The 7,807-nt window shown below is 54.2% G+C and carries 6 protein-coding genes and 2 pseudogenes; 1 reads left to right on the top strand and 7 read right to left on the bottom strand.

The genetic code is table 11. The features are described from left to right. Positions 1–65: 65 nt before the first annotated feature. From ACP96_RS09300 to ACP96_RS19885, 7 genes and pseudogenes are all read right to left on the bottom strand, one after another. Complete coding sequence (locus ACP96_RS09300; protein ID WP_394296546.1) at positions 66–1,535, bottom strand: orc1/cdc6 family replication initiation protein; 1,470 nt, start codon at positions 1,533–1,535, stop codon at positions 66–68. Between the two features lie 854 nt (positions 1,536–2,389). Further along, positions 2,390–3,367: an IS1595 family transposase gene (locus ACP96_RS09305; RefSeq protein WP_050033099.1), complete on the bottom strand. Its 978-nt coding sequence runs from the start codon at positions 3,365–3,367 to the stop codon at positions 2,390–2,392. A gap of 68 nt (positions 3,368–3,435) precedes the next feature. Continuing rightward, entirely contained in the window at positions 3,436–4,122 is a 687-nt protein-coding gene (locus tag ACP96_RS09310) for a hypothetical protein (protein ID WP_050033100.1), read from the bottom strand. A 13-nt stretch (positions 4,123–4,135) separates the two neighbouring features. Next, complete coding sequence (locus ACP96_RS09315) at positions 4,136–4,801, bottom strand: helix-turn-helix domain-containing protein (RefSeq protein WP_082222496.1); 666 nt, start codon at positions 4,799–4,801, stop codon at positions 4,136–4,138. 139 nt (positions 4,802–4,940) lie between these two features. Continuing rightward, on the bottom strand, positions 4,941–5,966 hold the full coding sequence (locus tag ACP96_RS09320) for a Cdc6/Cdc18 family protein (protein WP_050033102.1): 1,026 nt from the start codon (positions 5,964–5,966) through the stop codon (positions 4,941–4,943). A gap of 278 nt (positions 5,967–6,244) precedes the next feature. Then, positions 6,245–6,538 carry a hypothetical protein gene (locus ACP96_RS18630; protein WP_149784058.1) on the bottom strand — a complete coding sequence of 98 codons (294 nt, stop codon included), beginning with the start codon at positions 6,536–6,538 and terminating at the stop codon, positions 6,245–6,247. Positions 6,539–6,648: 110 nt separating this feature from the next. Then, positions 6,649–6,753: pseudogene (locus ACP96_RS19885) on the bottom strand (AAA family ATPase); the annotation flags it as partial. Between the two features lie 602 nt (positions 6,754–7,355). Between ACP96_RS19885 and ACP96_RS19510 the strand changes: the two are divergent. After that, positions 7,356–7,807, top strand: a pseudogene (locus ACP96_RS19510) (RNA-guided endonuclease InsQ/TnpB family protein); the annotation flags it as partial.

Genomic DNA, 7,807 nt, shown 5'->3' on the forward strand with positions numbered 1-7,807 from the left:
TTAGAGACTACCCTCATAAGGGAGCACGAAGGAGACAGCTAGCTACAATATGACTGAAATCTCTGCTACGTCTGATTACGGATCTGCGCTTTGACGACAGAGGTGACCTCATCCTCGGAAATCGCTTCAATACGCGAGTCTTCTCGTAGTGTTTCAAGAATCGTCTCTGGTCGTTCTCCAAACTGGAACTCGAGGAACATCCCTGAGCTGGGACCGTGACTCCGTCGCTCGAAGTCGACCAGCGAATACGTCGTGAGCTCTTTCATCTTATTCACGTACGTTTCTTGATGGTACTGATCGGCGTCGATAGCGTCGGTCAGATACTGATACACGCGATAGCCGGTCGTACTCCTGGCGGTCCCGCCCCCAGTTTGAGAAGCGACTGCTGCGGTAGCGTACAAACAGAGCTTCTTTTGCGTGCTGATGCCACGGACGACCTCTAGCACTCGGTTCTTCTCGACCTTTTCCTGTGCGGTACGAACATGTTTCTCGCGAACGCGAGTGTCACCTTCACGTTCAGCTAATTCGCCGGCGACCCGCATGAGATCAATCGCCTTCCTGGCGTCACCATGCGTCTGTGCCGCAAATGCCGCTGCGAGTGGAATCACGTCATCGTCGACGACGTCGTCATGAAACGCATCTTGACGACGTCGAAGGATTGCTTGGAGTTGATTCGCATCGTAATCGTCGAAATGGACGTCTTCGGGCGTAAACGAACTGACAGCGCGGCTCCCGACAGAATCCATCATCTTCGTGTCGTTTGAGATGGCAACGACCGAAATGTACGCGTCCAACTCGTCGTTTGCCCCAGCTCGAGACAGTTGATACAGCAGTCGTGAAAATGCAGGCTCTTGTTTGTCTCGCCGACCGACGAGCATATCCAGTTCATCGAGGACAAACACAACGGAGTCGAAGTGTTCGTTGACGATTCGGTAGAGCTCGTCCCACTTCTCCTTCGTCGCCACGCCGTGTTTCGGAACCTCGACAGGGACACCTGCCGCGTCGGCAGCCTGCTGAACGAGTTCATACACGGCAATACCAAGCGTATCCAGATCCTGGCAGTTCACTTCAACAGTGCCGAACTGGATATCACGGCTCTCACAGATACGACTAATATTATGGCAAACAGCCTTTGTGATCAGCGACTTCCCAGTTCCAGACGGTCCGTAGAGAAATAGGTTCGGTGGTCGATTGTCGCCAAGCGCAACTCGAAGCATCTTGGTGACTTCTTGGAGTTGCTTGTCGCGACCCACGATGCGGTCCTCTTCGACAACATAATTGGGATCGAGTAGCGCTCGGTCCCGAATCAGCCCGTCCTGATCGTCGAACTCGAGGAGCATGTCCTCGATCGACTGCGATGGCTCCTCGGAGTCAGCCTCATCCTCTGGTTGTGAGTCACCATTCGTGACGTGAGAGGATGAAGACTGTCGCGAAGGATCCGACTGCGACGCATTCGACAGCTCGGCTTGAGGCGTCAACTCGTCCTCCGACGGTCCCCGGTTCTCTGCGGGATCATCGGAGTCGTCAGTACCCATAGACCAATTGATACTGCCCTGTATCAAAAAGGTTCCCCACCTCTATCGAAGTGTGATTAGCCGTGTGAAACCCGTGATACCGGATTACCCACGTGATAACCGTGGTACTAGGTTAATTGGCAGTAGCCGGTGACGATGTGTTCAGCATTACTCGCTCGAAGACACACACCCCTCTATCGATGTGTTCGAAGTATTCACGGGGTGGGGGTTAGCTGGGAAATTGTCTTTGCCAAACTACCGAAGCAGCCTTTGTATAGGCTTAGGATGAAGAAGGAGTGTTCTCGTTGTCTTCTATCCAATCGATCTGAGCACGATCTTCTCTTCTCTTCTCTTATTCTATTAACACAAACACACACACCCCTCTATCGATGTGTTCGATGTGTATCGGCTCGCGAGGATTACAGCTTTTAGCTGACAACAGAAAAGACGACCATATGACAGCAGTAATCCAGCCGTAGAGCCATTCTCTGCGTGTTTATCATCGGAAACGAGGTTTAATGAGTCAAATAGAACGGCTGTTCTGTCTGGCTTTCTCAGATGGAACACATCGATAGAGGGGTGTGTGTCTCATCGGGTCGTTCCATCAGAAGGCGATCGTCTCGCGATTTGATGGGTAGGGAATAATCCTCGTGGATCCTCTCTGTGATTAGACCAAGTGGCACACATCGAGTCGTGACACGCAGACGATTCACAGCAGAAGAGAAGCAATGAGACACGTGGTCTGTTGTGGAAGGGAGTCGCCTATAGAACACATCGATAGAGGGGTGTCTCTCAAACGAGTTTCTTAAGCGGACCGTGTTCAACCGTCTCACTTGGTCTCACGGTATCTGCTGGGCACCGGTTTTAAATCGCTCTTATGTAGAACTACGGAAAGCCCCCATAACAAGGCAGTCGATGGTGATATCGACGGATGCGCCCGTGAGATTCAGCGATCTGACGACACCGAATGTACGAGCGGCCTGTTCCAAGCCTTGCTTGGACAGGCCGCGGAACTTCCGTAGCCACGGTTGAACGAGCGAAAACAGGCATTCTGCCTGATTGATGTGGACTCCGTCAGGCGATACGTACCTCTCTTTGTGGACGACCGTTCGGTGATCCCGATCCATCTCGCGGTACGCTTGGAGTCCATCTGTCCAGACCTCTCCCAGCGGCTGGGAGAGGTCTTCAGCTTCTTGAATCACTGGCTCAAGATCGCCTTCATAGTCGATCCCGCGCTGTCCGCGAATCACACGAAGTGAGTCGCGGCACGCCGCGACGAGCGTCAGTTGGTCACCGTGACGCCCTCGCCAGCGTGATCGACCGGTCCGCGACGAGCCGCCGCGAGAACGGCTGTTTCGCGGCGGCTCTTGACCTTTGTACCCCGAACAGACTTTGCCAGATTCGTCGACCTGTGTCCGCCCGTCGGGGGTCTGAGTAAGCAGCTCCCACGTGACGGGGAAGCCGCGCTGAACCGCGGCTTCCGCCTCCCGAATCGCTGTGTGGACGGTTTTGTAAGCGCGATCAAGCAGCGGCGCAATCTGGTTGATACTCAGCAGTGTATCTGCGTAGAGAGTGAAAGCGAGAAGCACCTCTCCTGCGGTGAGGTGCTTCTCGTGAAATGGCGTTCCATAGGTGTACACTGGCTTAAATTCGCAATTACGACATCGAACTCGGTCGTGTTTTTCCCACGTCATAATGCTCTGGTGACCACAGCGAGGACAGGATGTATTCTCCCAGAACTGCTTGAGACGCCGCTCGATGCTCGCATCGAGCGGCTCGGTGTTGATCTCGATGACTCCGAGCTCGATCAACTGCCGAAACATCCCACCGAACGCTGGCTGAGCAGAAGACATATCGCCAGATTGGAGCCGTTTTAGTGTGATTATACGGGATTTCCGCGTTTCTACATAAGAGCGATATTTCACAGCTGATCTTGCTGCTCGGACAGGAACGAAACGAGAGTATCAACCGCGTCTGCTGGCAGTTCCTCTTGTTGGAAGACACCCTTGAATGAATCTTCAAACCCATCCTGTTTGAGTTGCTCCAAGACCATCTCGATCTGTTTACCGAGCTTCACTGGGTTGCCCCGATGAACGTGTCGCTCGATGCGGTCGAAATCCGCACGCAAGCTAATCACGACGAGGTCACGGGTATCGGCCTTTCGCCCGCTGTGGAGTTTCATCGCGAACAGAAGGGCCGGTTCCGGGATTCGCCCGTCGAGGTCTTCGGCGATGTCAAGTGATTCAATCGTACTGTGTTCGTGGAGATAGCGGTACGACCACTCTGCGTCCGTCTGTCGACAGCCCATCGCATCCACGAGTGCCTCGAACTTGACTTTGTTCTCTCCAACCGGCTTCGTGTACTGGATCATTCGACCTTCGTACTCGTTCGAGACATCCTGCTCGAACTGTTTTTCGTATCCGAGGTCACGAAGAAGGGTATCGTAGTCGTCGAGTGCAGTGTCCGGAATTACGGTGTCAATATCGGTCGTGAACCGTGTTTGGAACGCGGACACTGCCCAACCGCCAACGAGGACATACGGCAGTTCGGCATCCTGGATCGCGCGATGCGTGTCAATCAGCTCGGATTGTCGCTCGGGGAGGCTCATTCGATCGCCTCTGTTAGTTCGCGCTCGTCGCACTGTGGTGCGTCGCGTCGATGTCCTTGTCGTACTCGTCGGCGATGATCTCCAAGGCGGGCTCGTACGCTGGCCGGTTCTCCATCATCTGGCTGACGGTATCGTCCAACGGGATGACGGGGTTGCCGTCGACCCATTCGGCGTCGATATCGCCGGTCTTGGGGAACAACACGTAGTGAACGTTCCCGTCGATGTCGCTGGCGTCCGGGCGCTCGTTGATCGTCGTATCGACGCCAAACTGCTGGAAGAACGCAATCCACCGTTCGATGTCACGGTCGTGTACTTCGACGAACACCGGATAGTCGTCGTGGCTCCGCGCGATCTGGAAGCCGCCGTGTGTCCAGACGTATGCGGCGTCAATTTCCGTGTACGCGAACTCCATTCCGGCGAAGTGTGGAATGACGTACGCGTCTTCCTGAGAGATGGTATCGCGGCTGTACAACGAAGCCATCATCTCGGCGTACTGCTGGCGCATCTCGTGATCGACGATCTGGATTCCACTATCGGTATTAGCGATAATTTCTGCGTCATCTAACCGCGCAATCCAGTCGTACACCCACGAGTAGGAGATGTCGATCTTGCTCGCGATTCTATTAATCGAATCTCCACGCTGAACCGCCAACACAATCTTCGCAGCTGTGGAATCCATCAATTTAATCATTGTTAATGTAGCCTCCTATCCGAGCTGGTCTACTCGCTTCTAGATATCTCTAAAGAGATAACAACACATAGAACTTCCGCCTAGTCGGATCGGCTTGGAATATGCTCACGCAATGGCGTCACAGTCACTACATCGGCGACGCAGCAGCCGAATCGACGAGCGAGTACTCTCGATCCCGACTCGTCCCTTCGGCCTCAAGATGATTGTACTGGGCCATCTTCGAGAGATACGTTCGAACAGTGCGTTTCGTACGGGGCTCATCGACTTCCCCAGTGTAGCGGCTGTGAATTTCGCTTGGGGCGAGTGGACCGTGATCGCGGACGATATCGTACACGACCCGCTGGTGGGGCGTGCGCGAATCGAGGCTCTTCTGTTTGATTTGTGCCTTGGCGTCTTCGGCCGCATCGGCGAGAATCTCAGTCGTAATCCGATCGTGGTTCTCCCGCGAGGCTGTGCTGGCCGCACTCCGGAGCATCCCGATTGCCAGTCGGGCATCGCCAGCGGCGGCATCAGCAATCTGATAGAGCTGCTTGTCGGTGATGACGCCGTTTTCAAGTCCCCACTTCGTTCGCGCACTCAGAATGTCGTAGAGTTGTTCGTTGTGGTACTTGTCCATCCGGACGTGTTCGCTGGAGCGAAGCCGACTCACAAGGCGGTCGTCGACGCGGCTGAACAGCTCTTCTTCTTTGTTCGCGATACAGATCACCGCGAACTGCTCCATACTGTGGAGGTCGTAGATAATGCTCGGGTCTTCGAGTTGGTCGACCTCGTCGAGGATGACGACGGTTCGAGGGCCGTCGTACTGTTGGAGCCGATCAATGAGCTCGTCGTGGGGTGTCGACTGGCGATGGATGTCTATCGTCGCGCCGATGTCGTCGAGGATCTGGTACAGTGTCCGGAAGCGGCTGTAGTTTCGCCAGCAATTCACGTAGGTGGCCTCGACGTCGAGCACTTCCTCGCGGAGCCGTTCGGTAACGAACTTCGAGACACAGGTTTTACCGATACCGCTCGGGCCGGTGACAATGGCTGTGTCAGCCGGCTCGCCGTTCGTGATCGGTTCGAGAACGCTCGAGAGATGGTTGACTTCGGCGTCGCGATGCTCGACTTCTCGAGGGACGAACCCGGCGCGGAGGACGCGAGCATCACGGATCATCTGTGAGTAGGTAGCTATTCTCTGGGTAAGTGGTAAAAGTGTGACTGGGTAGATTCCGGAAAAGCTCTGATCGCAGTCGTATATCCTCCTCGATTGCTCCGACGTCTCTCGATTCTGATTGTGGAAACACACTGTTTCCGGAAACATTCAGAAACCCAGTCAACGGTGTGGTGCTCGCTCTATACTAATCACGATAGCCCGAGCCGGATGGACCTCATGGAGAGTACTGTCTGACGTGCTCATCGAGATCGCTAGGTCGTAGATACAGACAGACAACTCTAGCTCTGGTTGCCTGCGTCAAATACGGCGGCAAAGTCCTCGAGAAGCTCCTGTGGTGACCTCTCATCATCGCGAGATGGAAGTGGTACTTCCCAGCATTCGATTTGGAGTGTGTGCGCATTCGATACCGGCTCCGGATCGGTTACTACATTGAAGATACCGGTGTGATAGATAGCAAGTAGTCGCTGGTCATGAACACCGACATAATCGATACCAGCCCGATCCAGGACTGCTGGAATGTCTGTGGGCGCAGATAGCGAGACAGAGGCGCTTGGAGACGCCGAGTCGCTCATACCTTGGCTTGGTCCATCGCACTGATAAAGACCCGTCTCGGGAAAGGTCCTACTCTCGATGATTAACCAACAGAAAGCAACAGTAACGGGATTTTGTTGGTTAAGTTATCCGCGCCGCTAGGCCTGGTGACGGTGGCGGTGTTGGTAGGTTCTCCGTTCGTGATAGACACGAGGACGCTGGAGGAATGGTTGATTTCGGCGTTGCGGTGCTCGAGGCATCAGGGATCATCTGTCGAACACCCCTCATTGCCGCTGTAAACATCTCTCGGAGAGATGGTATGGTGGATCGAAAGAGATGGACCCCTCGTTGCCGCTGTAAAACCACAGTAGAGCGGTTTATTTATGGAAAATACCCGTCTGCCCGCTCACACGTTCTACTATCAACACCACATCAACCAGTAATTTTATACCAAAGCGTGTTGTTCGCTACCGTACCACGCTTTTGGCATACTGAGAGGCCATGTTGTTTTGGCGTCGAAGACGTGAACCGCATGTTTGACCGTCATAGTGTCTTCTCTCAAATCAAGTAGCTGACTGGCTCTCAATCGGCTTTCTCTGAATCGCCCGCAATTTCATCTGGAGGTCACACAATATTCGTGTTTACAGCGGCAATCTGGGGTGTGACACCGCCTCGATACCACTCTTACAGCGGCAACACGCGGCTCATTATACAGAACCAAGGAGAATACCTGCGCCTTTAGGCGCAGGATGAATCCGACAACGCCTACACACTCCATCTTCGACGGCAAGTCTGGATATTCCACGCGAGCCGATACTATTAACAAAGCGTACTCATAACTAGTTATGAAGCTAGAAAATGAGTCGAACCATCCGAACATTCGAGGCCACGATTACGAACCAACAACAGGTTCGTGACGACCTCGACCAACTTGGATGGGCCGCCTCAAAACTTTGGAACGTCGGTCGCTACTACGCACAAGAACAGTGGGACGAAACGGGCGAAATTCCCGATGATGGGGAACTCAAAGCCGAACTCAAACGCCACGAACGCTACACGGACTTGCATTCTCAATCCAGTCAGCGCGTTCTCGAAGAACTCGCTGAAGCGTTCAACGGCTGGTTCGGCAAGCGTCGGAACGGCGATGACCGCGCCCGACCGCCCGGCTACCGCAAACACGGAGACTCCCACCCGCGTTCAACCGTGTCGTTCAAAGCGGCTGGCTTCAAGCACGACGCACAGTTCACCCGCGTTCGCCTCTCGAAAGGCCGAAACCTCAAAGAACACCGGGAAGAAGATGTAAGAAGCTA

Source organism: Halorubrum halophilum, assembly GCF_000739595.1.
Lineage (GTDB): Archaea > Halobacteriota > Halobacteria > Halobacteriales > Haloferacaceae > Halorubrum > Halorubrum halophilum.

What these genes read in the sequence shown, in the direction of transcription:
- ACP96_RS09300 (WP_394296546.1), bottom strand. Translation starts at nt 1,535, where the DNA reads ATGGGTACTGACGACTCCGATGATCCCGCAGAGAACCGGGGACCGTCG.
- ACP96_RS09305 (WP_050033099.1), bottom strand. Translation starts at nt 3,367, where the DNA reads ATGTCTTCTGCTCAGCCAGCGTTCGGTGGGATGTTTCGGCAGTTGATC.
- ACP96_RS18630 (WP_149784058.1), bottom strand. Translation starts at nt 6,538, where the DNA reads ATGAGCGACTCGGCGTCTCCAAGCGCCTCTGTCTCGCTATCTGCGCCC.
- ACP96_RS09320 (WP_050033102.1), bottom strand. Translation starts at nt 5,966, where the DNA reads ATGATCCGTGATGCTCGCGTCCTCCGCGCCGGGTTCGTCCCTCGAGAA.
- ACP96_RS09310 (WP_050033100.1), bottom strand. Translation starts at nt 4,122, where the DNA reads ATGAGCCTCCCCGAGCGACAATCCGAGCTGATTGACACGCATCGCGCG.
- ACP96_RS09315 (WP_082222496.1), bottom strand. Translation starts at nt 4,801, where the DNA reads ATGGATTCCACAGCTGCGAAGATTGTGTTGGCGGTTCAGCGTGGAGAT.